Annotated in this window: 22 protein-coding genes; 17 read left to right on the top strand and 5 right to left on the bottom strand. The window is 74.5% G+C overall.

Translation table 11 applies throughout. The features are described from left to right. Position 1: 1 nt before the first annotated feature. The gene (locus QRT03_RS20250) at positions 2-802 is read right to left on the bottom strand and encodes a DeoR/GlpR family DNA-binding transcription regulator (protein ID WP_286054834.1); all 801 of its coding nucleotides are present in this window, start codon (positions 800-802) and stop codon (positions 2-4) included. A gap of 134 nt (positions 803-936) precedes the next feature. Here QRT03_RS20250 and QRT03_RS20255 point away from each other — a divergent pair, with 134 nt between their 5' ends. The 6 genes from QRT03_RS20255 to QRT03_RS20280 are packed head-to-tail and all read left to right on the top strand — an operon-like array spanning position 937 to position 7018. Then, positions 937-1620: an HAD family hydrolase gene (locus QRT03_RS20255; protein WP_286054835.1), complete on the top strand. Its 684-nt coding sequence runs from the start codon at positions 937-939 to the stop codon at positions 1618-1620. Next, positions 1617-3353: a dihydroxyacetone kinase family protein gene (locus QRT03_RS20260; RefSeq protein WP_286054836.1), complete on the top strand. Its 1737-nt coding sequence runs from the start codon at positions 1617-1619 to the stop codon at positions 3351-3353. The genes QRT03_RS20255 and QRT03_RS20260 overlap by 4 nt, the downstream gene beginning before the upstream one ends. Before the next feature lie 8 nt (positions 3354-3361). After that, positions 3362-3817 carry a ribose-5-phosphate isomerase gene (locus tag QRT03_RS20265; RefSeq protein ID WP_286054934.1) on the top strand — a complete coding sequence of 152 codons (456 nt, stop codon included), beginning with the start codon at positions 3362-3364 and terminating at the stop codon, positions 3815-3817. Positions 3818-3837: 20 nt separating this feature from the next. Further along, a complete protein-coding gene (locus QRT03_RS20270; protein WP_286054935.1) occupies positions 3838-4872 on the top strand; it encodes a 2-hydroxyacid dehydrogenase in 1035 nt (344 codons plus the stop codon). After that, positions 4869-6371, top strand: a complete 1503-nt coding sequence (locus QRT03_RS20275; RefSeq protein WP_286054837.1) for an FGGY-family carbohydrate kinase — start codon at positions 4869-4871, stop codon at positions 6369-6371. The genes QRT03_RS20270 and QRT03_RS20275 overlap by 4 nt, the downstream gene beginning before the upstream one ends. Then, a complete protein-coding gene (locus QRT03_RS20280) occupies positions 6368-7018 on the top strand; it encodes a class II aldolase/adducin family protein (protein ID WP_286054838.1) in 651 nt (216 codons plus the stop codon). The genes QRT03_RS20275 and QRT03_RS20280 overlap by 4 nt, the downstream gene beginning before the upstream one ends. On the opposite strand, the gene QRT03_RS20285 is transcribed toward QRT03_RS20280, so the two are convergent. Then, positions 7009-8511 (bottom strand): class I adenylate-forming enzyme family protein, encoded by a 1503-nt coding sequence (locus tag QRT03_RS20285; RefSeq protein WP_286054839.1) that lies wholly within the window; start codon positions 8509-8511, stop codon positions 7009-7011. The two genes, QRT03_RS20280 and QRT03_RS20285, sit on opposite strands and share 10 nt — an antisense overlap. 194 nt (positions 8512-8705) lie before the next feature. Here QRT03_RS20285 and QRT03_RS20290 point away from each other — a divergent pair, with 194 nt between their 5' ends. The 9 genes from QRT03_RS20290 (at position 8706) to QRT03_RS20330 (ending at position 18656) form a co-directional block, all read left to right on the top strand. Further along, positions 8706-10010, top strand: a complete 1305-nt coding sequence (locus QRT03_RS20290) for an Ig-like domain-containing protein (protein WP_286054840.1) — start codon at positions 8706-8708, stop codon at positions 10008-10010. Positions 10011-10071: 61 nt separating this feature from the next. Further along, positions 10072-11868: a sensor histidine kinase gene (locus tag QRT03_RS20295; protein WP_286054841.1), complete on the top strand. Its 1797-nt coding sequence runs from the start codon at positions 10072-10074 to the stop codon at positions 11866-11868. Between the two features lie 144 nt (positions 11869-12012). After that, complete coding sequence (locus QRT03_RS20300) at positions 12013-13272, top strand: M23 family metallopeptidase (protein ID WP_286054842.1); 1260 nt, start codon at positions 12013-12015, stop codon at positions 13270-13272. 106 nt (positions 13273-13378) lie between these two features. Then, positions 13379-14602, top strand: coding sequence for an alpha/beta hydrolase family protein (locus QRT03_RS20305; RefSeq protein WP_286054843.1), 1224 nt, complete (start codon positions 13379-13381; stop codon positions 14600-14602). Next, the gene (locus QRT03_RS20310; RefSeq protein ID WP_286054844.1) at positions 14599-14790 is read left to right on the top strand and encodes a hypothetical protein; all 192 of its coding nucleotides are present in this window, start codon (positions 14599-14601) and stop codon (positions 14788-14790) included. The genes QRT03_RS20305 and QRT03_RS20310 overlap by 4 nt, the downstream gene beginning before the upstream one ends. Beyond that, complete coding sequence (locus QRT03_RS20315) at positions 14790-15053, top strand: nuclear transport factor 2 family protein (protein WP_286054845.1); 264 nt, start codon at positions 14790-14792, stop codon at positions 15051-15053. Before QRT03_RS20310 ends, QRT03_RS20315 begins: the two co-directional genes overlap by 1 nt. Next, positions 15050-16294 (top strand): alpha/beta hydrolase family protein, encoded by a 1245-nt coding sequence (locus QRT03_RS20320; RefSeq protein WP_286054846.1) that lies wholly within the window; start codon positions 15050-15052, stop codon positions 16292-16294. Before QRT03_RS20315 ends, QRT03_RS20320 begins: the two co-directional genes overlap by 4 nt. Further along, entirely contained in the window at positions 16291-17106 is an 816-nt protein-coding gene (locus QRT03_RS20325) for a PrsW family intramembrane metalloprotease (RefSeq protein ID WP_286054847.1), read from the top strand. The genes QRT03_RS20320 and QRT03_RS20325 overlap by 4 nt, the downstream gene beginning before the upstream one ends. Then, the gene (locus QRT03_RS20330; RefSeq protein ID WP_286054848.1) at positions 17103-18656 is read left to right on the top strand and encodes an FAD-dependent monooxygenase; all 1554 of its coding nucleotides are present in this window, start codon (positions 17103-17105) and stop codon (positions 18654-18656) included. The genes QRT03_RS20325 and QRT03_RS20330 overlap by 4 nt, the downstream gene beginning before the upstream one ends. 19 nt (positions 18657-18675) lie before the next feature. On the opposite strand, the gene QRT03_RS20335 is transcribed toward QRT03_RS20330, so the two are convergent. Further along, positions 18676-19290 (bottom strand): TetR/AcrR family transcriptional regulator, encoded by a 615-nt coding sequence (locus QRT03_RS20335; protein ID WP_286054849.1) that lies wholly within the window; start codon positions 19288-19290, stop codon positions 18676-18678. Positions 19291-19376: 86 nt separating this feature from the next. Between QRT03_RS20335 and QRT03_RS20340 the strand changes: the two genes are divergently transcribed. Both QRT03_RS20340 and QRT03_RS20345 read left to right on the top strand, forming a co-directional pair. Next, positions 19377-20921 (top strand): acyl-CoA synthetase, encoded by a 1545-nt coding sequence (locus QRT03_RS20340; RefSeq protein ID WP_286054850.1) that lies wholly within the window; start codon positions 19377-19379, stop codon positions 20919-20921. Continuing rightward, positions 20908-21690, top strand: coding sequence for an enoyl-CoA hydratase/isomerase family protein (locus tag QRT03_RS20345; RefSeq protein ID WP_286054851.1), 783 nt, complete (start codon positions 20908-20910; stop codon positions 21688-21690). The genes QRT03_RS20340 and QRT03_RS20345 overlap by 14 nt, the downstream gene beginning before the upstream one ends. 75 nt (positions 21691-21765) lie before the next feature. Here QRT03_RS20345 and QRT03_RS20350 read toward each other — a convergent pair whose 3' ends face one another. Together QRT03_RS20350 and QRT03_RS20355 are read right to left on the bottom strand one after the other, a co-directional pair. Beyond that, the gene (locus QRT03_RS20350) at positions 21766-22728 is read right to left on the bottom strand and encodes an FAD-dependent oxidoreductase (RefSeq protein ID WP_286054852.1); all 963 of its coding nucleotides are present in this window, start codon (positions 22726-22728) and stop codon (positions 21766-21768) included. A 51-nt stretch (positions 22729-22779) separates the two neighbouring features. Further along, on the bottom strand, positions 22780-23538 hold the full coding sequence (locus tag QRT03_RS20355; protein ID WP_286054853.1) for an SDR family NAD(P)-dependent oxidoreductase: 759 nt from the start codon (positions 23536-23538) through the stop codon (positions 22780-22782). Positions 23539-23603: the final 65 nt, after the last annotated feature.

The following is a 23603-nucleotide window of genomic DNA, read 5'->3' on the forward strand; positions in this document are numbered from 1 at the left end:
GTCAGTTCTTGCCGGATGCCACCGTCACCCGGGTGTGCTCGCGCATCTCCTCGAGGAGGTCCGCGGGCACGCCGTCGTCGACGACGAGGTCGTCGAAGGCCGACAGCGGACGCAGCTGGTGCAACGCACGCCGCGGCGCCTTGCTGGAGTCCATCAGCAGGACCCGGCGGGTCGCGATGTCGAGCATCGCCCGTTTCACCGCCACGATCTCCTGCTCCTGGTGGAAGGTCATCGAGCCGGTCATCGACGACGTCGAGACGAAGGCCGCGTCGACCGACATGGCCGCGATCGCCTCGAGGCAGCCGATGCCGCCGAAGGAGTCGTGGGTGCGCGAGTAGTCGCCGCCGAGGGCGATCAACCGGACCTCCGGCATGGTCTTGAGCGTCTCCAGTGCCGGGAGGTAGTTGGTCACGACGGTCAGCGGCCCGACCTCGGGCAGGCGGTCGACCAGCGTCAACGCCGTCGACGAGTCGTCGAGGACGATCGACGACCCGGGCTCGACGAGCGCCACGGCCGCGTCCGCGATCGCGTTCTTCTCCGCGAGGCGCACCGTGCGGCGGTACTCCGAGTGCGACTCGAACACCGAGGTCGGTTGCGCCGACACCCCGCCCCGGTACTTCCGCACGAGTCCCCGGCGCACGAGCTCGTCGACGTCGCGGTGGACGGTCATGAGGCTCACGCCGGTCAGCTCGACGAGCTCGGTCGCGCTCGCGGAGCCGGCCGCGAGGACGTGGTCGACGATCCGCTGCTGGCGGGTGCTGCGCGCGTGGCCGCCCTTCGTCGAGGTCGTTTCGGTGCTCACGCCGACCAGCATCGCCGATCACCGCACCGCGACCGAGCACCCGCGCCCGGACGGCATGACCCGGATCACGCGAACGCCTTCCTTGATCACATTTTGAATGTTAACTTCGCATCGTCGCTGGGAGGAGATCGACGATGACGAACCGCCCGCCCACCGCCGTGGTGTTCGACCTCGACGGGGTGCTCATCGAGAGCGAGCACCTCTGGGAGGAGATGTGGACGCGCTACGCGGCCCGGTACGAGGTCACCTGGACCGCGGAGGACACCGGACACGTCCAGGGCATGAGCGCCCCGGAGTGGTCGTCCTACCTGGCCGAGCGGGCCGGGGGCCACGACGACGCGGCGACCTGTGAGCGCGCGGTCGTCGACGACATGGTCGACGCGCTCGCCCAGGGCCGGATGGAGCCCTACGCCGGCGCGGTGGACATGGTCCGCGACGTCGCCGGACGGGTCCCGGTGGCGCTCGCGACCTCGGCCCCGCGGCGTCTGATCGACGCCGTGCTGGAGGCGAACGGCCTGACGTCGTCGTTCGGCGCGACCGTCTCCTCGGCCGAGGTCGAGCGCGGCAAGCCCGGACCGGACGTCTACCTGGAGGCGGCCCGCCGCCTCGACGTCGACCCGGCGCGGTGCGTGGGGGTGGAGGACTCGAGCAACGGCATCCGGGCCGCCGCGGCCGCGGGGATGACCGTCGTCGCGATCCCGAACCCGACCTACCCCCCGAAGCCGGACGCCCTGGCCCTCGCCGCCCGCAGCGCGGACGGCGTGGCGTCCGCGCACGCCGAGATCGTGGACCTGCTCGCGGTGGAGGCGGTCCGATGAGCAGCACGACCCTCTCCGAGCCGACCACCTTCAAGCAGCGCTGGATGGCCGGGCTCTGCGCCGCCTACTCCCGCACCGTCCGCCCGGCACCGGGGGCGTTCGGGGTGCTCTCGAACGTCGCGCCACGCCGCGGCAAGGTCGCCGTGATCATCGGTGGCGGGTGCGGGCACTACCCCGCCTTCGCGGGCCTCGTCGGGCCGGGACTGGCCGACGCGGCCGTCGTCGGCGACGTCTTCACCAGCCCGTCCGCGGAGCAGGCCTACCGGACCGCCCGGGCCGTCGACGGCGGGGCCGGCGTCGTCTTCTCCTACGGCAACTACGCCGGCGACGTCATGCACTTCGGCCTCGCGGGCCGACGCCTGGCCGCCGACGGCATCGACGCGCGCCAGATGATCGTCACCGACGACGTCGCGAGCGCTCCGGCCGACCGGGCCTCCGACCGCCGTGGGGTCGCGGGGGACTTCTTCGTGTTCAAGGCGCTCGGGGCCGCCGCCGAGCGGGGCGACGACCTGGACGCCGTGATGGCCGCCGGCGAGCGCGCGAACGCGGCCACCCGCACCTTCGGCGCCGCGTTCGACGGGTGCACGCTGCCGGGGGCGGACGAGCCGCTGTTCACGGTCGCGCCGGGCTCGATCGAGCTCGGCCTCGGTATCCACGGCGAGCCGGGCATGCGGACGACCGAGGCGATGGACGCCCACGAGCTCGCCGACGCCCTCGTCGACCAGCTCCTCCCCCAGCTGCCGGACACCGGCGACGGCCGGGTCGCGGTGCTGCTCAACGGCCTGGGCTCCACGACCTACGAGGACCTGTTCATCACCTACGGACGGGTCGACGAGCGGCTGCGGCAGGCCGGCCTCACGCCCCACCGCCCGGAGGTCGGCGAGTTCGTGACGAGCATGGACATGGCCGGGCTCTCCCTGACCCTGATGCCGCTGGACGACGAGCTCGCCGCGCTCTACGACGCCCCGTGCGAGACCCCCGGCTTCCGGCTCCCGGCCGGCGGCACGCTCGCCGCGGCGGGCGACCGACTCCGGGACCAGGACGCCACCGTGTCGTCGCTGCCCGAACTGGACGACACCGATCCCGCGCAGGGAGGAATCGCAGCCCGGGTGCTGACCGCGGCCCTCGGCGCCGTCACCGAGCACGAGGACGAGCTGGGACGCCTCGACGCGGTGGCTGCCGACGGCGACCACGGGCAGGGCATCGTGCGCGGGATGCGCGCCGCGGTCGCCGCCGCCCGCACGTCCGGGTCGGACGGCGACGGCGTGAGTGCGGTCGGGACCGCTCTCCTCGCCGCCGGCACCGCCCTCGCCGACGCCGCGGGCGGGGCGTCCGGCGCGCTGTTCGGGCTCCTGCTCACCGAGACCGGCGGCCGCCTCACCCCGCACGGGGAGGGTCCCGTGACGACCGCGGCCCTGGCCGACGCCCTGGACAGCGCCCAGCGCGCCGTCACCGAGCTCGGCGGCGCCCGGCCCGGCGACAAGACCATGGTCGACGCGCTCGACGCGTTCACCACGACGCTGCGCGAGCACACCGACGAGCCGGTCACCCGCGCCTGGCGGGCCGCCGCCGACACGGCACGGCGCGCTGCGGAGGACACCGCCGACCTGACGCCGGCCGTCGGCCGGGCCGCCCGGCTCGGCGACCGCGGTCGTGGCAGCCCCGATCCCGGCGCCACGTCGTTCGCGCTCATGGCCGTGGCGGTCGCAGCCGCCCTGGAGGAGGAGAAGTGACCGGTCGCATCCGCATCGCCGTCGCCGCGGACAACGCGGGCGTCGCGCTGAAGGACACCCTCGCCCGGATGATGCGCGAGGACGACCGCGTCGCCGAGGTGACCGACTTCGGCGTCCCGGACGACTCCGACGACCGCGCCTACCCGCTCCTCGGCCTGGCTGCGGCCCAGGCGGTCGCGCACGGCGAGGCCGACCGGGCCGTGCTGGTGTGCGGCACCGGCATCGGCATGGCGATCTCCGCGAACAAGGTCGAGGGGATCCGCGCGACGGTCGCCCACGACAGCTACTCCGCCGAGCGCTCGATCCGCTCCAACGACTGCCAGGTGCTCTGCCTGGGTGGCCGGGTCATCGGCCCGGAACTGGCGAAGAAGATCGTCGACGAGTGGCTCGGCTACGAGTTCGACCCCACCTCGGCGAGCGCCGAGAAGGTCGCCCACATCACCGCGTTCGAGCAGGACAGCTGAGCGAGAGGAGCCACCCGATGTTGCGTGTGCTCGCCGCGGGCGACCACTTCGTCGCCCCGGACCTGTTCCTGGACGCCCTGCGCACCGAGGGCGCCGCCGAGTTCGACGGGCGGACCCTGACCGCCGGGTGGCCGACCGAGCCGTTCGGTCCCGTCGGCACCGGTGACAGCGTCGTCGACGAGGCCTCCGGTACCGAGGACGACCTGATCGCCGCGCTCGACGGCGTCCGGGTCTGTCTGACCCAGATGGCGCCCTTCACCGCCCGGGTCTTCGAGGCCCGACCCGAGCTCGAGATGGTCGCGGTGTGCCGGGGCGGCCCGGTCAACGTCGACCTCGCGGCCGCCGACGCCGCGGGGGTCGCGGTCGCGCAGGCGCCGGGGCGCAACGCGGCCGCGGCCGCGGAGTTCGCGGTCGGGATGATGCTCGCGGCCCTGCGCCATATCCCGCTGGCCGACGGCGAGCTGCGGGACGGGCGCTGGCGCGGCGACTTCTACGCCTACGACGAGGCCGGGCTGGAGCTCGACGGCGCGACCGTCGGGCTCGTCGGCTACGGCGCCATCGGGCGGATCGTCGCGCGGGTGCTGCGGGCCTTCGGCGCGACCGTGCTGGTCTCGGACCCGTACGCCCCGGCGGAGGACGGCATCGAGCTGACCGACCTCGACGACCTGCTGCGCCGCGCGAGTGTGGTGTCGCTGCACGCGCGGCTCACCGACGAGACGCGGGGGCTGATCGGTACCCGCGAGCTGGACCTGCTCCCCCACGGGGCCGTGCTGGTCAACACCGCCCGCGGCGGGCTGCTGGACTACGGGGCGCTGCCCGCGGCACTGGAGTCGGGACGGCTCGGCGGGCTCGCGCTCGACGTCTACGACGTCGAGCCGCCGCCGCCGGACTGGCCGCTGCACCGCGCGCCGAACGTCGTCGCGACCCCGCATCTCGCCGGCGCGACCCGGCAGACCGCCCACCGGGCGGCCGCGATCGCCGCCGGTGAGGCCGCCCGGTTCCTGCGTGGCGAGGCACTCGCGCACCCGGCCAACACGGTCGGGAGCACGCGATGATCATCGGGGTCGACGTCGGCACGTCGATGACCAAGGCGGACGCCTACGACGACGACGGGTCGAAGCTCGCCTCCGCCGAGCGCGCGTCGCGGCTCGAGCAGTACGACGACGGGCGGGTCGAGCAGGACCTCGAGGACGTCCTCGCGAGCGCGGCCGACGTGATCCGGCGGGTCTCCGACGAGGTCGGGGACCGGCCGGTCCGGGTCCTCGCGATCACCGGGCAGGGCGACGGCCTGTGGCTGCGCGACGCCGACGGGCACGCCACCCGCCCGCCGATCTCCTGGCTCGACGACCGGGCCGGCGACGTCGTCCGGCGCTGGCAGGACGACGGCACGGTGCACGAGGTCTACCGGCGCACCGGCTCCGGGCTCTTCCCCGGCTGCCACGCGCCGCTGATCCACCACCTCGCCCGTCACGAGCCGGAGGCACTCGGCGGTGCGGCCGTCGCCGGCTACTGCGTGGACGCCCTGATCCAGCGGCTGACCGGGGAGATCACGGTCGACGCCTCCGACGCGTCCCTGCCCTTCCTCGACGTCGCGACCCGCCGCTACGACGACGCGGCGATCGCGGCCTGTGGGATCGAGGAGTACCGGCACCTGCTCGCCGATCCGGCGCCGGCCGGGACGGTCCTCGCCCTCGACCGGCGCGGCGCGGAGATCACCGGCCTCCCCGTCGGCACTCCCGTCACCGGCGGACCGTTCGACCTGCCCGCGTGCGCGGTGGGTGCCGGTCTGTCGCGACCCGGCGACGGGCTGCTGATCATCGGCACGACGTTGGCCTGCGAGGTCTTCACCGACACGGTCGACATCGGCGCCGCGAGCGAGCCGGCCGGGATGTGGCTGTGCACGCCGGAGCCGGACCGGTGGCTGCGGGCGATGCCGGCGATGGTCGGGACCGCCGGACTGGACTGGCTGCTCGACTTCCTCGGTGTCGGGATCGACGCGCTCTCCGAGCTGCTCGACGGCACGATGCCCGGCGCGGGCGGGGTCTCGGCGCTGCCGTTCCTGTCCGCCTCCGGCGAGCGGGCGCCGTTCGTCGACACCCGGGCGCGCGGCCAGGTCGAGGGCGTCACGCTCTCCACCACGCGCGGCCAGGTGGTCCGGGCGGTGTGCGAGGGGATCGCCTACACGGCCCGGAACTGCTTCGAGCGGGCGGCCGAGGCGTCGCACGTGCAGGGGCGACTGGTGGCGTGCGGTGGCGGGTCACGCTCCGGCCCGTGGGCGCAGATCTTCGCGGACGTGCTGAACGTGCCGCTGGTGGTCCCGGACGACCCCGGCCTGGGCACCCGCGGCGCCGCCGTCACCGCCCTGCGGGCGCTCGGCGAGGACGTGGACCCCGCCGACTGGGCGGCGCCGTCGCGCACCGTCGAGCCGAGCGCGCACGCCGACGACTGCTACGAGCCCGGGTACCGGCGCTACCGGGCCCACGTCGACACGGCGCGGGAGTTCTGGGCGCGGCAGGCACAGGACTTCGCGCTCTCTGGTACGACGCTGCCGTGACCGGCCTCGACGATCCCGCCCTCGCCGCCGCCCGGTCCTCGGTCGCCGAGCACGCCCGGCGGCTGGTCGCCGACCGGCTCGTGGCCGGGACGGCGGGCAACCTCAGCGTGCGGGTCGGCGACCTGGTCGCGGTCACCGCGTCCGGGGTCGCCTACGACACGATGACCGCCGACGACGTCTGCGTGGTCGACCTGGCCGGCGCACCCGTCGTCGGGACCCTGCGGCCGACGAGCGAGCTGCCGCTGCACCTGCTCTGCTACGCCCGCCACGGGGCGTCCGCCGTGGTCCACACGCACTCGGCCGCTGCGGTGGCGCTGTCGCTGGTGCGCGACGACGTGCCGCTGGTGCACTACCAGACCGCGATCTTCGGCGGTGGGGTGTCGGTGGCCGAGTACGCGCCCTACGGCACCGACGAGCTGGCCGAGAACACCTCGGCCGCCCTGGCCGACCGCACGGCCGCGGTCATGCGCCACCACGGGACGATCGTGCTCGGCTCCTCGCTGCGCGCGGCCTACGACGGCGCCGCCCACCTGGAGTGGCTCTGCGACGTCTGGCTGCGGGCGTCCGCCGTCGGGACCCCGCGGCTGCTCGACGCCGACCAGGTCGCGGACGTCGTCGAACGGCTCCGTGGCTACGGTCAGCGCTGAGACGCCCGCGCCAGGATCGCGGCGCGGTCCGGCTTTCCCTGCTCGGTGAGCGGGAGCTCCTCCATCGGGACGACGAGCGTGGCCGCCACCGCCTCGCCGTGCGCGGCCGCCACCGCGTCGCGGCAGGCCCGGGCGTCCACCTCGGAGCCGGCCCACGGCAGCACCGCTGCGACCCGCCGGTCGTGCGGGAGGTCGGACACGACCACGGCGTAGCGGACCGTCGGCAGCCCCATCAGGGTCTCCTCGATCGCGGTGGGGGTCACCAGCCGGCCGTCGACCACGGCGCAGTCGACCGCCCGGCCGAGGATGTGCAGGTGGCCGTCCGCGCCGAGGCGGCCGAGGTCGCCGGTGCGGTACCAACCGGCGACGAAGTGCTCGGCCTGCTCCTGCGGTCGGTTGCGGTAGCCGTGCGCCATCGCCGGCGAGCGGACCTCGATGCTTCCGGACGTCGGGTCGAGGGTCCCGTCCGCGGCGCGGAAGCGGACGTCGACCCCGGGGAGGATGCGGCCGGCACTCGTGGCCCGCTCGTCCTCGGTCGGGTCGTACTCGTCCGGCCGCAGCGCGCTCACGATGCCCATCTCGCTGGCGCCGTAGGTGTGCTGCAGGACCGGTCCGAGCCGCTCGTGGGCCCGGCGGCGCAGCGCGGGCGGGGCCGAGGCACCGATGTGCGTGAGGGTCCGCAGGCTCGAGAGGTCGCGCCGCTCGACGTCGGGGTGGTCGATCAGCTCGACCAGCTGCGACTCGACGAGGAACAGGTCGGTGATCCGCTCGGCCTCGATCTGCTCGAGCAACGCGGCAGGCTCGGAGTCGTCGCGGAGCACGACCGTCCCGCCGCCGATGATCGTCTGCGCGACGAGGATCTGTGTCAGGTACGCCTCGGCCCCGGATGCGAGCTGGCGGCGCTCCGGACGGTGCGGGGTGGCCACGGCCGCGGCCCACGCGGCGACGTCGCGGACGCTGGCCTTGGGGATGCCCGTCGTCCCGCCGGAGGACAGCACCGTCCCCAGGTCGCCGAGCCGTGAGCGCGACGCGAACGGCTCGGCGGACGCCCCGGCGGCCAGCTCGTCGAGGCGCGCCTCGACGCCGTCGACCGGGCCGACCGACGCGACCGGGGCCGTCGTCTCCGGCAGCCAGTGCGCGGTCTGTGGGAACACCACCACCAGCCGCGGGTCGATCTGCTCGAGCTGGCGGGCCCGGCGGTCGGCCCCGGGCGGCGCCGACAGGTACACCGCGGCCGCGTCGATCAGGTGCGTCGCGTAGCGCACGGCCAGCGCCTCGGGCCGGTTCGGGGCGTACTGCGCCACCAGGTCGCCGGAGCCGATGCCCAGCGCGTCCAGCGCCCGCGCGTAGCGGTGGATCGCCGCCAGGAGCTCGGCCCCGGTGGTCCGGCCGTCGGGGTGGACCAGGACGATCCGGTCGCCCGCGGCCTCGAGGGCGGTGACGATCTGCTCGACGGACGGGTGGACCTCGGGCGCGGCGACGGTGTCGGTCACGCTTCGTACCGTTCCTCCCGGTTCCGAGCAGATCCATCGTCCGGACGGGTGACGGCAGACTCCGGTGTCCTCCGACGGGAGGACGGAGCGTTCCCCCGGAGCGCGGGCCCGTCGGGGGACAGGACCGGAGGCCCCGGCGCCGGACGCTTCCCGGGACGCACCGCACCGCGCGGTGCCCCGAGAGGAGACCTCCCTTGACCGCCGACACGAGCGTCGACGTCACCCCTCCCCCACGTCCCCGGCGGCGGCGCCGCGCCGGACTCGTCCTCGCCGCCGTCGTCACCGGACTCGTCGGACTCGCCGCGCCGGCCGAGGCCGGCATCCCCGAGATCCCGGAGCGCGGCTCGACCGCCCCCGGACACCCGCCCGTCTCGTCGTGCACCTCGGAGTTCGTCGAGGAGTACCGGTACCCGACCGAGGGCTACCGGGTCCGCGCCGCCTGCAGTTCCCTCGCTCCGTGGACCGAGGCGCGCGGCATCTCGACGTTCCCGATCGACGGTCACGCCGCGACCGAGTGGTTCTGGCGCGTGGACACCGACCAGTGGTCGGAGTGGAAGCCCCAGATGCGCCTGCCCGTCGGCTCGCTGCACCCCCGCGACACCAAGGTGGAGTACCGGTCGACCGGCCCGGGTCTGACGCTCTACAAGGGCGACACCCCGGCGAACGGCGACGAGGCCCGCACCGTCACCGTCGCGATGCCCTCCGACGCGTCGGGCACCGCGGAGATCTACTGGGAGCGGTCCTGGGCCGACCACGTGAAGCTCGGCGAGGCGCCCGTCGTGGACGGCCGCGCCACCGTCCGCATCCCGCCCGGCGCGATCGAGGCCGGGTCCAACCAGGCCATCCTCGCCACGTACTCCGGCGACGCGACGTACCCCGCGATGCGGACGTCCTCGGGCGGCATCTCGGTGCCGAAGCCGACGGCGCGGCCCACCGTGACCACGCCCTTCACCCACGTCACCCCGGGCACGGACGCCGAGCTCACGGTGACGCTGCCCTACGCCGAAGGACCCGTCGACGTGTTGGAGGGCGACCGCGTCGTGGGCACCGTCGAGCTGCACGCCGGCCGCGGGTGGCTGGCGGTCCCGCTGTCGGAGGGCGAGCACCAACTCCGCGTCGTCCACCGCGGCGACGCCCGCTACCTCCCCGGCGAGTCGGCCGCCACGCCGGTGACGGTGTTCGCCCAGACCATCGAGCTCGAGTCGACGACGCTGCAGCCCGGCGACGAGCTCCGCGCGACGGCCACCCTGCCGTCGGCAGCCTCCGGGCGCGTGCAGTTCCTCATGACCTGGCCGGGGAACGTGGCCGGGATCGGGTCGGCGGACGTCGTCGACGGCCGGGCCACGTTCACGATCCCCGTCGACCGCATCGGGACCGGGACCTTCGGCCTCGCCGCCGACCACCGGGGCGGGAACGGGTTCATGCCGTCCCGCACCGAGCCGGCGTTGTTCACCGTGGCCGCCACGGACGCCGCCCCCTCGCCGGAGGAGGCGCCGTAGGCGAGGAGGTGCGCGACTCCCGGCGCTCGACCCGGATGCGCCGTCGTGCCACGGTTCCCCCGTGATCGACGGGAGGACGCGCACCGGCGCACACCGCACGCTGCGCCTCGCGCTCCTCGCCCTGCTCGGCGCGGCCGTGCTCGTCGTCGCGATCGAGATGGTCCTGCTGGTCGGGAGCCCCGAGGCGCCCTACGGGCTGCTCGTGCTGCTCCCGCTCACGGGGCTGATCTACGTCGCGGTCGGCGCGGTGGCGTGGGAGCGGCGACCCAGCAACCGCATCGGGGCCCTGCTCGTCGCCGGCGGCCTCGCCTGGCTCGTCGCGGGCCTCGTGAACACGCTCGTGCCGGCGTTGATCGCCGCCGGGCAGATCGTCGCGTGGGTCCCGGTCGCGGTCGTGGTGCACGCGCTCCTCGCGTTCCCGTCCGGACGCCTCGCCGGCCGCTCTCCGACCTCCGGCGCGGCGGCTCCGCCCCGTCTCGTGGCACACGGCCCCCGGATCCTGGTCGCGCTGGCCTACGTCGTCGCCGTGGTGCCGCAACCCGTGCGGTACGCGGCGACGCCGGCGCGGCCTCCCTACGACCCGTTGTTCGTCGCGAACCGGCCGGACGTCGCGGCGGCCGCGTCGGTGGTGCAGTCGGTCGCCGCGGCCCTCCTCGTGGCGGTCGTGGCCGTCGTGCTGGTGCGCCGCCTGGTGGCCGCCGACCGGGCCCGCCGCCACGCGCTGGCCCCCGTGTACGCCTACGGGGCCGCCGCGATCCTCGGTGTGGCCGTGCTCAGTGCCCTGACCCGCTACGCCGGGGTCGACCCGATCGTCGTGCCGCTCGTCCAGCTGCTCGTGCAGGCCGGCGTGCCGGTGGCGTTCACGGCGGCGATGCTCGGCGGCGGGTTCGCGCGGACCGGGGAGCTCGAGGAGCTCGCCGCGTGGCTCGCCCGCCCGGGCCGCGGGGGCGACCTGCGCGGGGCCCTGGCCCGTGCCCTCGGCGACCCCTCGCTGGCTCTCGCCTTCCGGGTCGAGCACCCCGAGGGGCCGACCGGGGAGTGGGTCGACGAGTCGGGCACGGCGGTCGCGCTCCCCACCCCCGGCGCCGACCGGGTCGCGATGCCGGTCGTGCTCGCGGACCGCGAGGTCGCCGTCGTGATCCACGACCGCGCGCTGCTGCCCGACCCCGGGCCCGTCCGGGCCGCCGGGCGCATCGTGGCGCTCGCGGCCGACCGGGAGCGGCTCACCGCCGAGCTGCTCGCCAGCCGTGACGAGCTGCGCGCCTCCCGCGCCCGCCTGCTGAGCTCCGGCGACAGCGAACGCCGTCGGCTCGCGCGGGACCTGCACGACCGGCTGCAGAGCCGCCTCGTGCTGCTCGCGATCACCGCCTCCGACGCCGCGATCGCCGAGGAGGGGTCGCTCGCGGCGGTGCGTCGGGGCATCGAGGACGCCGTCACCGAGCTGCGGGAGCTGGTCCAGGGGGTGATGCCGGCCCTGCTGCTCGAGCGCGGTCTCGTCGCCGCGGTGGAGGACCTCGCCCGTCGCAGCCCGCTGCCGGTGCTCCTCGTGACCGGGCCGGGCGTGGACCAGGATCTGCCGCCGGCGGTGGAGAGCACCGTCTACCACCTCGTCGTCGAGGCGGTCACGAACGCGGTGAAGCACGCACGGGCCACCAAGGTCGACGTGGACCTCGCCCGCGTGGGCGGCCGGCTGCGGGTGACGGTCGCCGACGACGGGATCGGTGGTGCCGCGGTCGGCCGGGGCGCCGGGCTGCGGGGCATCGCCGACCGCGCCGGCGCGCTGGGCGGGACGGTCGTGCTCGACAGCCCGGACGGGCGAGGCACGCGGCTGGTGCTGGAGGCGCCCTCCGGGTGGTGACCCGGGTTCAGCGCGCGACCCGACCGTCCACGAGGGCGTCATGGACAGGAGTCGGGTCGCGGACGGGACCTGGACCCATGCCGCGTCGTCGTCGGGGTGCCTAGCGTCGGACCGGTCCCTCCCCCTCGTCCCCGAGGAGCCGGCATGCGCCGTGCCCGCCTCGCCGCCGCCGTCCTCGTGACGGCCGTGGTGCTCGCCGGATGCAGCACGGCGGCCCCGGCTCCCCCGCCCCCGACGGGGCCCGCCCCGCAGGACCCGGCCGTCTTCGAGCCCCTGGTGATCACGCCGCTCGACCAGCCGCCGGCACCCGTGCGCGGGACGGACGGCCGCTACCACCTGGTCTACGAGCTCCAGGTGCTCAACGCCGGGCCCCGGGCCGCGACCCTGACCTCCGTCGACTCGCTCGCCGACGGCCCCGGGGGCCGGGTGGTCGGGAGCGTGGCCGGCCCGGAGGTGACCGCCCGGTCACTGCTCGTCGGGGACTACACGCTCCCGCCGGTCCCGGTCGCGGAGGTCCCCGGTGGACGCACGATCCTGCTGATCCTGGAGGACGTGTACGACACGCCGGAGGCGGTACCCGTCGCGACGGTGCACCGGGTCCGGGCGACCTACGGACCTCTCCCGCCCGGGCAGGCGACGTTCGCCGGGAACTTCCCGACGACGAGTGAGCAGGTCACCCGGCAGCCGGTCCGCGCGGACGGCCGGCCTCCCACCGTGATCGGACCTCCGTTGAGCGGACCGGACTGGGTGGCGGTGAACGCGTGCTGCGAACTGTCGCCGCACCGGGGCGCGATGGTGCCGCTCGACGGCCGCATCAACGGCGGGGAGCGCTACGCCGTGGACTGGTCGCGCTTCGACCTGACCGCGCGGCCGATCGTCGACCTGACCGCGGGCACCCAGGCCACCTTCCGCGGCGATCCCACGCGCAACGAGGACTACCTCACGTTCGACCAGCCGGTGCTCGCCGTCGGGGACGCGACCGTGGTCGCCGTCGTCGGGGACCTCCCCGAGGCGCCGCCGCACCAGTTCCTGACCCTCCCCGTGAACGACCTGGGCGGGAACCGCGTCGTGCTGGACCTCGGCAACGGGGTGTACGCCTTCTACGCCCACCTGAGGACGGGGTCGCCGGAGGTCCGCGTCGGCGACCGGGTCCGACGCGGGCAGGAGATCGCGCGCACCGGGAACTCCGGCAACACCAGTGAGTCCCACCTGCACTTCGGGCTGATGGACTCGCCGCAGCCGCTCACCGCCACCAACCTCCCGTGGGTGATCGACTCGCTGACCTACGTCGGCACCGTGACACCGGAGACCGTGCTCACGCAGCCGCCACCCGGTCCGCGGTCCGGAGAACTCCCGCTGATCTACAGCGCCGTCGACTTCCCGCCCGTCCCGCCGTCCAGCTGAGGAACCAGCCTCTTACACCGGGTGCAGTGAACACCGGTCATCCGCGCCCGGTACGTCACCTGGTCGGCCGATGATGAGGGATCGTCGAGACGTCGATGCTGACGCTGTGTCAAACATCGTCCTCGACGACGACCTCTTCGACGCCCAGTTCGTCCGGGCGCTCGCCTACGTGCGGTCCGGCGGCGCGGAGCTCGGCGAGTGCCTCGGGACCGCGCGGCGGATCACGAAGACCGACGGCGAGCTCTGGTACCGCGAGTGGCTGGCCACGGCGGAGCGCGCCGAGGCGGCCGCGCACGCCGCCACCACGGCCGGCGACCGGGTCGGCGCCCGCGGCGCGTACCTCCGCGCCTCGAACTACTTCCGGACCGCCGGCCTGTTCCTCATGGGCAAGCCGGTCGACGAACGGTTCCGGGACACCTCCCACCGGCAGACCGCCGCGTTTCGCGCGGGCGCGGCCCTGTTCGACTCCCCTCCGGAGATCCTCGCGATCCCCTACGAGGGCACGACGTTGCCCGGGTACTTCTTCCGCGCCGGCGACCCGGACGACCGGACACCGCGGGCGACCATGATGCTCACCAACGGATACGACGGCACCGTCGAGGAGCTGTACTTCGCCAACGCGGCCGCCGCCCTGGAGCGCGGCTACCACGTCCTGGCCTTCGACGGGCCGGGACAGGGCTCGGTGATCCTCGACCAGGGCATCCCCTTCCGCCCGGACTGGGAGAACGTCGTCACGCCCGTCGTCGACGTCGCCGTGGCCCGGCCGGAGGTGGACGCCGACCGGCTGGTGCTCGTCGGCTGGAGCTTCGGCGGCTACACCGCGGCACGTGCGGCCACCGGCGAGCACCGGCTCGCGGCCTGCGTCGCGGACTCCGGCCCGTACGACCTCTACGACGCCACCGTCTCCCGCATCCCCGGGGTCCTCGCCCACCAGCTCCCCGACGGCAACCGGCTCGCGCTGGGGGTGTTGGAGAAGGCGATGGAGTCGACGATGCGCAAGCCCTCCGCGGGCTGGGCGCTGCGCCGCAACCTGTGGGTGCACGACGTCGCCGACCCGATGGCCTTCATCGAGCTCGCCCGGGACTACACGATGAAGGGCCGCGAGCACCTGGTGCGCTGCCCGACCTTCGTCGCCCACACCCTCGGCGACGACATCAGCGCGGACGCCCCGAAGCTCGCCGCCGCATTGACCTGCCCCGTCGAGTACGCGGAGTTCGGGCACGACGACGACGTCACCGGCCACTGCGAGATGACGGGACGCGCCGTGTTCCACGAGCGCCTCTTCCGCTGGCTCGACGGCGTCCTCGGACAGCACCCGGAGGCGCCATGACCACCGTGCTCCGCGAGGACCGCACCCGCCTGTTCGAGAACCTCGCGCATCCGGAGACGATCCCCGCCTTCTTCCGCCGGGTCGCCGACGACGTCGACTGGACCGTGCAGGGCACCCACCCCCTCGCGGGGCGGTGGACCGACAGGACGACGTTCGTGGCACAGACTTCGGACGGCTCGGCCCCCTGATGCGCGACGAGGTCCACCTCGCGCTGGAGCACCTGTTCGTCGACGGGGTGACGGTGATCGCCGAGCTGCGCGGCCTGTCCACCACGCTCGACGGGGCGCCCTACGACAACACCTTCTGCTGGGTCTGCCGCTTCGACTCCGACGAGCCGGGGGCGCGGATCGTCGAGGTCCGCGCCTACCTCGACTCCGCCATGGTCGCGTGGACGGTCATGCGCAACGAGAAACCCCACGGCTCGACCGGGCACCAGGGAGCACGAGCATGAGCACGAACGCCAGGCACACGTTCTTCTCCGACGACGGGTTCCAGTACGGGGTCGAGTGCACCCTCGGCGCCGTCCTCCACGGGGCCGCCGACGTCGGCGAGGTGCTGGCGACCATCGCCCGCATCCCCGACGGCAAGCCCGAGGCGTGGGTCGCCGAGTGGACCGCCACCGCCGACCGCGTCGCCGACGAGGCCCGCACCGCCGAGACCGCCGGCCACCTCCGCTCCGCCGCCGCCCGGTGGCTGCGGGCCTCGAACTACTACGCGCGGGCGACCGACTCCGCCGACACGACCGAGGCGTTCACGGGCGTCTGGGAGCACCACCGCGACGCCTGGGACCGGTTCGCGGAGCTGACCACGCGGATCGGCGAGACCACGATCGAGCCGATCACCGTCCCCTACGAGGACACCACCCTGCCCGGGTACGTGTTCGGCACCCCGGGCAGCGGACCGCGACGCACGCTGATCTTCGTCAACGGCAGTGACGGGTCCGTGGTCAGCGCCTGGACCGACTGTGCCGTCGACGCGCTCCGGCGCGGCTGGACGGTCGTCACCGTCGACGGGCCGGGACAGAACGCCGCCCTCGTCCGCCAGGGGATCCCCTTCCGCCCGGACTGGGAGGTCGTCCTCACCCCGCTGATCGACCATGTCAGCGCCCGCCCGGACGTCGACCCGGACCGCGTCGCGGTGCTGGGCCTGAGCCAGGGCGGCTTCTGGGTGCCGCGGGCGATCGCCCACGAGCACCGCGTCGCCGCCGCCGTCGTCGACCCCGGCGTCATGGACGTCTCCACGGCCATGACGTCGAACCTCCCCGGCTTCCTGCGCAAGGTCCTCGACGCCGGCGACCAGGTGAAGTTCGACAAGGAGATGTCCTGGGGGCTGCGGTTCTCGCGCGGCGGCCTGGCGACGATGCTCGCCTGGCGGATGCGGCCCTACGGGGTCACCTCGCCCTACGAGTTCTTCACCGCCGCCCGCGCGTACCGGCTCACCCCCGAGGAGATGGCGGCGATCCGCTGTCCGGTGCTGATCACCGACCCCGAGCACGAGCAGTTCTGGCCCGGGCAGTCCGCCCGGCTCGCCGAGGCGCTGACCTGCCCGGTCACCCGGATGTCCTTCACCGCGGTCGAGGGCGCCGACCGGCACTGCGAGCCCCTCGCGCCGGCCCTGCGCGGCGAGCGCATCTTCGACTGGCTCGACGAGACCGTTCCCGACGGCGGGTCCGGGCGAGGAGGTGCGGCGTGAGCCAGGTGGAGAGCACGAGGACCGGCCGGAGGGATTCGGAGGCGCCGCCGCGCGTCGCGCGCTGGACGTGGATCGTCGTCCTCGTCGTCGGGATCGTGCTGTTCGAGCTGGTCCGACGGACCCTCGTCGCGACCCAGAACCCGAACTTCCTGCCCTCGCTGATCCTGCTCGGCGCCGCCGTCGTGCCGGCCGCCTTCCTCACCTTCGTCGCGAGCCGCCGCCTCCCGACCGACCTCGGCTCCGGCCCGATCGTGGTCGCGGCCCTGCTCGGCGGCGTCATCGGTACCGTCGTCGCCGGGACCCTCGAGTACGACGCGATGCAACGCCTCGGCGGGCTGCCGATGCTGGCCGTGGCGCTCATCGAGGAGGCGGCGAAGCTGATCATCCCGGCCGCCATGCTGGCCGTCGCCCGCTTCCGGCACGGCCCGGCGAACGGCCTGGTGCTCGGCGTCGCCTCGGGTGCGGGCTTCGCCGCGCTGGAGACGATGGGCTACGCGCTGACCGTGCTGGTCCAGACCCGCGGGAACATCGCCGCCGTCGACGGCGAGCTGCTGCTCCGCGGGCTGCTCAGCCCGGCCGCGCACATGGCCTGGACCGGGCTGACCGCGGCGGCGCTCTGGCGGTGGACCCGGCTCGGGCACGGCCTGTGGTGGTTCCTCGGCACCTACGTCGTCGCCGTCGTGCTGCACACCGTCTGGGACTCGGTCGGCGGGCTGATCGTCTACGTCGTGCTGGCGATCGTCGCGTTCACACTGCTGATCCTCACGACCCACCGGCTGGGTCGTGCCCCGACCGGGAGCGAGGCCCGATGACGGACGACGTCCTGGTGGTCGGCGCCGGGCCCGTGGGCCTGACGACGGCCTGCCAGCTGGCCCGGCTCGGCGTCGCGGTGCGCGTGGTCGACCGGCTCGGGGAACCGACGACCGAGTCCCGCGCGGTCGGGGTGCACCCCCGCAGCCTCGAGATGCTCGTGTCGCTGGGCGTGCTGCCGCGGCTGGAGGCCCGCGGGCGCCGGATCGGGGGGCTCGAGATGCTCGACGGCACCTCCGGTCGCACCCGCGCCCGGATGGACTTCGACCAGGTGCCGAGCCGTCACCCCTGCATGCTCGACATCGCCCAGCCCGACACGGAGGCCGTGCTGGCCGAGCGTGCCGCGGAGCTCGGCGTCGTCGTGGAGCGGGGCGTCGAGCTCACGGCCCTGGCGCAGGGCGACGACGGCGTCGAGGTCACCCTGCGCGCGGCGGGCGGGGAGCAGCGTCGGCGCGTCGGCTGGGTGGTGGGCGCGGACGGCGGCCACAGCACCACCCGGCAGCTGGTCGGGACGCAGCTCGAGGGCGGCTTCCACGGCCAGCACTTCGCGATGGCGGACGTCGAGGTCGACACCGACCTCTCGCCCGACACGATCCGGATGTTCACCCACGACGAGGGCATCGCGATGCTCTTCCCCCTGGCCGGCCGTCGCGCCCGCACCATCTTCCTCGTCGACCCGCCGCCCGCGGGGGTCGAGGCGCCGACGCTGGCGGAGGTGCAGGCCCTGGCCGACGTGCGGATGGGTGGGCGGGTGCGGATGCGGGACCCGCTCTGGCTGACCTACTTCGAGGTCCACCACGCCCAGGTCCCCCGCTACCGGCACGGTCGCGTGTTCCTGGCCGGCGACGCCGCCCACATCCACAGCCCCGCGGGCGCGCAGGGCATGAACACCGGCATCCAGGACGCCGCGAACCTCGCCTGGAAGCTGGCGACGGTCGCCCGGGGCGGGGCGGACGCGCGCCTGCTCGACACCTACCACGACGAACGCCACCCCGTGGGCGCGGACGTCGTCCGGACCACCACCGTGCTCACCGCCGTCGGCACCGCGACCGGCGCGGAGGCCGCCGTGCGGAATCTCGCGCTGTACCTCGTGGGCCACGTCCGGCGGGTCGCGGACGCCGTCGCTGCCAAGACCACCGAGGTCACCGTCTCCTATCGCGACAGCGTCCTCTCGGTCCAGCACGCCCCGCACCACCACGGCGCGGCACAGGCCGGCGACCACGCTCCCGACCCGTTCGGGCTGACCCGGTCCGACGGCACGACGGTCGCCGTCGAGGACCTCGCGACCGCCCCCGGGTTCCTCGCCCTGGTCCGGTGCGACGACCCGGCCCGGGTCGACGAGCTGCGCCACGGCCTGGGCGACCTCGGCACCCTCGTGGAGCTCGCCGAGTCCGACGGGCTCCTGCGACGGCACTACGGGTTCGGCTCCGAGGGGATCGCCCTCGTCCGGCCCGACGGCTACCTCGGGCTCGTCGACGACACCGTCGCGCCCGAGCACCTGCGCCGCTACCTGACGGAGACCCTCCACCTCGCCACGCCGGCGACGACGTGACCGGCGGCGGGGCACCCGGTCACGCGAGCCCGGGGTCGCTCGCGAGGTAGAGGCGGGCGAGGCGCTTCCAGACGCCCAGCAGGGGATCGACGGTGTGCTCGCGGGCCGCGAACGTGTAGGTCAACGCCGCGCCGCGGAGGCTGGTGAGCAGGACGGAGACGAAGTCGCCGAACCACGGCCGACCCGCGATCTCCGGGCCGAACATCTCGGCGACGGCGCCCCGGATCGCCCGGCCCAGCTCGTGCTCACGGGGGGCCAGGGCGGTCGCCAGGTCGGGGTGGTTCTTGGCGGCCACCCACAGTTCGAGGGTGGCCGCGAACAGCGTGCCGTGGTGGGAGTTCCACAGCGCGTCGATCGAGGCGTCGACGTCACCGCGCTCGAAGGGCGGGGCGTCGAGCGTGGCGGTGCGCGCGGCCGCGAGGTGCTGCACCGCGGCGATGAGCAGGTCCTCCCGGGACGGGAACTGGTGGAGCAGGCTGCCGCGCGACACCCCGGACCGCGCCTGGATGCGCGAGGTGGTGGCCGCCGCGTACCCGTCCTCGGCCAGGCAGGTGACCGCGGCGCCGAGGATGCGCTCGCGGGTCTCCCAGGCGCGCTGCTGCACCGGGAGCGGGGCGTTCGTGGAAGCCGGCACCGGGTCACCGTACCCGCTGACTAGTACGCCTTGACTAGTTCGAGGCGTGATGTGAGGTTGTAGTCCTCTCGACGAAGAGGTGACCGATGCGCCTGACCCAGGGGCCGACCCGCGCCGCCCAGCAGACCCCCGACCTCGCCGCCACCGTGTTCGGCGGCCGGACCCGGACGTGGCGGGAGAGCCAGGACCGCGTCGCCCGGTTCGCCGCGGCGCTCCGCGCGCTCGGGGTCGAGACCGGCGACCGCGTCGCGATCCTCTCGCTCAACCGGGACGACTACCACGAGGTCCAGTTGGCGGTGCCGTGGTCGGGCGGCGTGACCGTCCCGGTCAACACCCGCTGGAGCGTCGAGGAGATCGCCTTCTCCTTGGCCGACTCGGGCACCCGGGTCCTGATCGTCGAGCACACCTTCCGGACGATGGTCCCCGGCATCCTGGAGCGCGCACCCGGCGTCGGGACCGTCATCCACGTCGGGGACGACGTCGGAGACGGCGAGCACGCCTACGAGGACCTGATCGCGCGGCACGATCCGGTGCCGGACGCGCTGCGCGGCGGGGACGACCTCGCCGCGATCTACTACACCGGCGGCACGACCGGGCGCCCCAAGGGCGTCATGCTGAGCCACGCCAACCTGCTGAGCTCCGCACTCGGCACCGCAGCGACGGAGCACTTCCTGGTGCCGGGTGGGCGGCTCCTGCACACCGCGCCGATGTTCCACCTCGCCGACGGGGCCGCCTGGGTGGCGCGCAACCTCGTCGGCGGCACGCACGTGATCGTCCCCGGGTTCGACCCGGTCGGGGTGGGCTCCGCCGTCGCGGAGCACGAGGTCACCGACGCGCTGCTGGTCCCGACGATGATCCAGATGCTGGTGGACTCGCCGGAGGCGGCGTCGTACGACCTGTCCAGCTTCCAGCGCGTCGTGTACGGCGCGAGCCCGATCAGCGAGGCCGTCCTGGACCGCGCCGCGAAGCGCCTGCCCACCGCCGAGTTCTCCCAGCTCTACGGGATGACCGAGTTGTCACCGGTGTGCACGATCCTCACGCCGGACGACCACGGTCGCGACGGGCTGCGTCGCTCCGCCGGACGGGCCGCCCCGCACAGCGAGGTCCGGGTCGTCGACGACGAGGACCGGGACGTGCCGCCCGGCACCGTCGGCGAGATCGTCTCGCGGGGCCCGCACGTGATGCTGGGCTACTGGAACCGCCCGGAGGAGACCGACACCGCGCTGCGCGGCGGGTGGATGCACACCGGGGACGGCGGCTTCCTCGACGAGCACGGCTACCTGTTCGTCGTCGACCGCATCAAGGACATGATCGTGTCGGGCGGGGAGAACGTGTACTCCGCCGAGGTCGAGAACGCGCTCGCCCGCCACCCCGCCGTCAGCAGCTGCGCCGTCATCGGGGTACCGGACGAGCAGTGGGGCGAGCGGGTGCACGCCGTCGTCGTCATCGCACCGGGGGCGTCGACCACCGCCGAGGAGCTGCGGGACCACTGCCGCGCGCTGATCGCCGGCTACAAGTGCCCGCGCAGCGTGGAGTTCGTCGAGGCCCTGCCGATCTCGGGCGCCGGGAAGATCCTCAAGCGCGAGCTCCGAGCGCCGTACTGGGAGACTGCCGGGCGTGGCGTCTCCTGAGCCCGTCCGGCTGACCGTCGACGACCGCGGGGTCGCGGTCGTCGAGCTGAACCGTCCCGAGGCCTCGAACAGCATCGACGTCGCGACGGCGACCGCCCTGGGCACCGCCGCACAGCAGGCCGCGGACGCCAGGGTGATCGTCCTGCGCAGCACCGGACGGTTCTTCTGCGCCGGGGGCGACCTGTCGTCGTTCACCGGAGATCCCGCTCCGCGGCTGCAGGAGACCGCGGAGGCGTTCCACGTCGCGGTCCGGGCGCTCGCGGCGGCGGACGCCCCGGTGATCGCCCGGGTCCAGGGGGTGGCGGCCGGCGCCGGCCTGTCGCTGGTGGCCGCCGCCGACATCGCGGTGGCCGCGGAAGAGGCGAGCTTCGTCTTCGCGTACGGGGCGGCGGGCCTGTCCCCCGACGGCGGCGCCTCGTACTTCCTCCCCCGCCGCGTCGGCGAGCGGCGGACCTTCGAGCTCGCCCTGACGAACCGCCGCCTCGACGCCGCGACCGCCGTGGAGTGGGGACTGGTGAACCAGGTCGTGCCGGCGGGCGGGCTCGACGCGGCCGTCGACGACTACGTCGACGCCGCCCTGCGCGGGTCACCCGGGTCGCTGGGCGCGATCAAGCACCTCGTCGCGACGAGCCCGGACGCCACCCTGGACGAGCAGCTCGACCGGGAGTCCGCAGCGCTGTACGCCCGGGGTGCCTCGGCGGACGGCCGCGAGGGCATCGCCGCGTTCCTCGCGAAGCGCCGGCCGGAGTTCGGGGTCGCACGACCGTGATCAACGGGTGCTGAGCGCTCTCCGGACGCACCTGCGACAGCGCTGCGTACCCGCTCGGCGGTCGAGCGCTCCCGATCAGGCGGCGCCGTCGAGCACAGCGTGCACGTCGTGCGCCACACCCCAGGACACCGTGACGCCGATCCCGCCGTGGCCGTAGGCGTGGACGACGGTGGTGCCCTCGCGGTCCTCGACGTCGAGGCGGGGTCGGGCCCGCACCGGCCGCCACCCGACCTCGTGCCCACGGACCCGGGCGTCGGCCAGCTCCGGGAGCCGCTCGACGGCGCGGCGCAGGACGGCCTCGGCGACCTCGTCGTCGGGAGGACCCTCGCCCTCCGGCAGGGCGACCCCGCCGACGACGACGCGGCCCGGGTACGGGAAGACGTTGGTCCACGCGGGCGTGGCGACGGCCTCCATACGGAAGGTGTCGAGCCCGGGGTGGTCGAGGACCACGTGGACTCCGCGGACCGGGCGCACGGCCTCGTCCCCGCACAGGTCGCGGGCACCGGCGCCGCCGGCGTTGACGACGACGTCCGCCGTGCCGACCACGTCCCGCAGGTCGTTCACCCGCCGTCGCTCGATCCGGCCGCCCGCCGACTCCAGACGGCGCCGGAGGTGCTCCAGGTAGATGGGCATGTCGGCGAACGGGAGCGTCACCTCCATCGCGCTGCGGAAGCCCTCGGTCCCCGCGCCGGTGAGGGCCCGGAAGTCCGGGAGCGCGCGGGCCCACGGCGGGGCCTCGTCGGCGAAGTCCGTGAAGATGCGGCCGTGCAGGAGGTGGATTCCGCTCCCGGGCTCGGCGGCGAGCTCGGTGAACCGCGGGGTCGCGATCTCCGCCCACCGGGTGGACGGGTCGTCCGGTGGGGTGCCGGCGATGCCGAGCATCGCACCGGCGGCCCACGACGTCGTCTCCTCCGCGATCCGGTCCGCGACCACGGCGACGTGGTCGCCCTGCTCGGCGAGCAGCACCGCGATCGAGAGCCCGATGACCCCCGCCCCGATCACGGTGATCTCGCGCCCGCGCGTCCGGTTGTTCGTCATGGCACCCGATGATCGACGGTGGCGCGCCCGGCGGCTTGGACGAATCCGACCTCAGAGCAGGGTGCCGCCCGACGCCTCGATCCGCTGGCCGGTGACCCACCGGGCGCGCTCGGAGAGGACCGTCGCGATCAGGGGGCCGACGTCGTCGGGCTCGCCGATGCGCCCCAGGGCAGCGCGCGACGCCATGAACGCCCGCGCCCCGTCGTCGTCGCGCATCGTCCCGCCGCCGAAGTCGGTGGCGATGGGCCCGGGGGCGACGGCGTTGACGCGGATGCCGCGTGGGCCGAGCTCGGTGGCGAGGTAGCGGGTGAGCTGGTCGACGCCGGCCTTGAGCGAGCCGTAGACCGACCAGCCGTCGCCCGCGAAGCGGGACAGCCCGCTGGAGAGGTTCACGATCGACCCGCCGTCGGAGATCAGCCCGGCCAGGGCCTGCGTCAGGAAGTACGGGCCCTTGAAGTGCACGGCGTAGAGGCGGTCGACGTCCTCGACCGTGGTGGTGCCCAGTCGGGTCTGCGCGGCGTGGCCGCCGTTGTTGACCAGGTGGTCGATCCGGTTGCGGCCGAAGGTGCGGCCGAGCAGGGTGCGCAGCTCCTCGGCGAAGGCCGGGAACCCGTCCACCTCGCCGACGTCGAGGCGCAGGGCCGCCGCCCGCACCCCGGTCTTCTCCAGCTCCGTGACGACATCGTCGGCCTCCGTCGCGTTCGAGCGGTAGGTCAGCACGACGTCGACGCCGTCCTCGGCGAGGGCCAGCGCGGTGGACCGGCCGAGTCCGCGGTTGCCGCCCGTCACCAGTGCGATGCGATCCGACACGATCTCTCCTCGGTGTGTTCCGTGGGTGGGACGCCGTCGACGGTCGTCGCGACCGCAGAGATCGA

Source organism: Actinomycetospora termitidis (assembly GCF_030286555.1).
In the GTDB taxonomy this organism is placed as follows: Bacteria; Actinomycetota; Actinomycetes; order Mycobacteriales; family Pseudonocardiaceae; genus Actinomycetospora; species Actinomycetospora termitidis.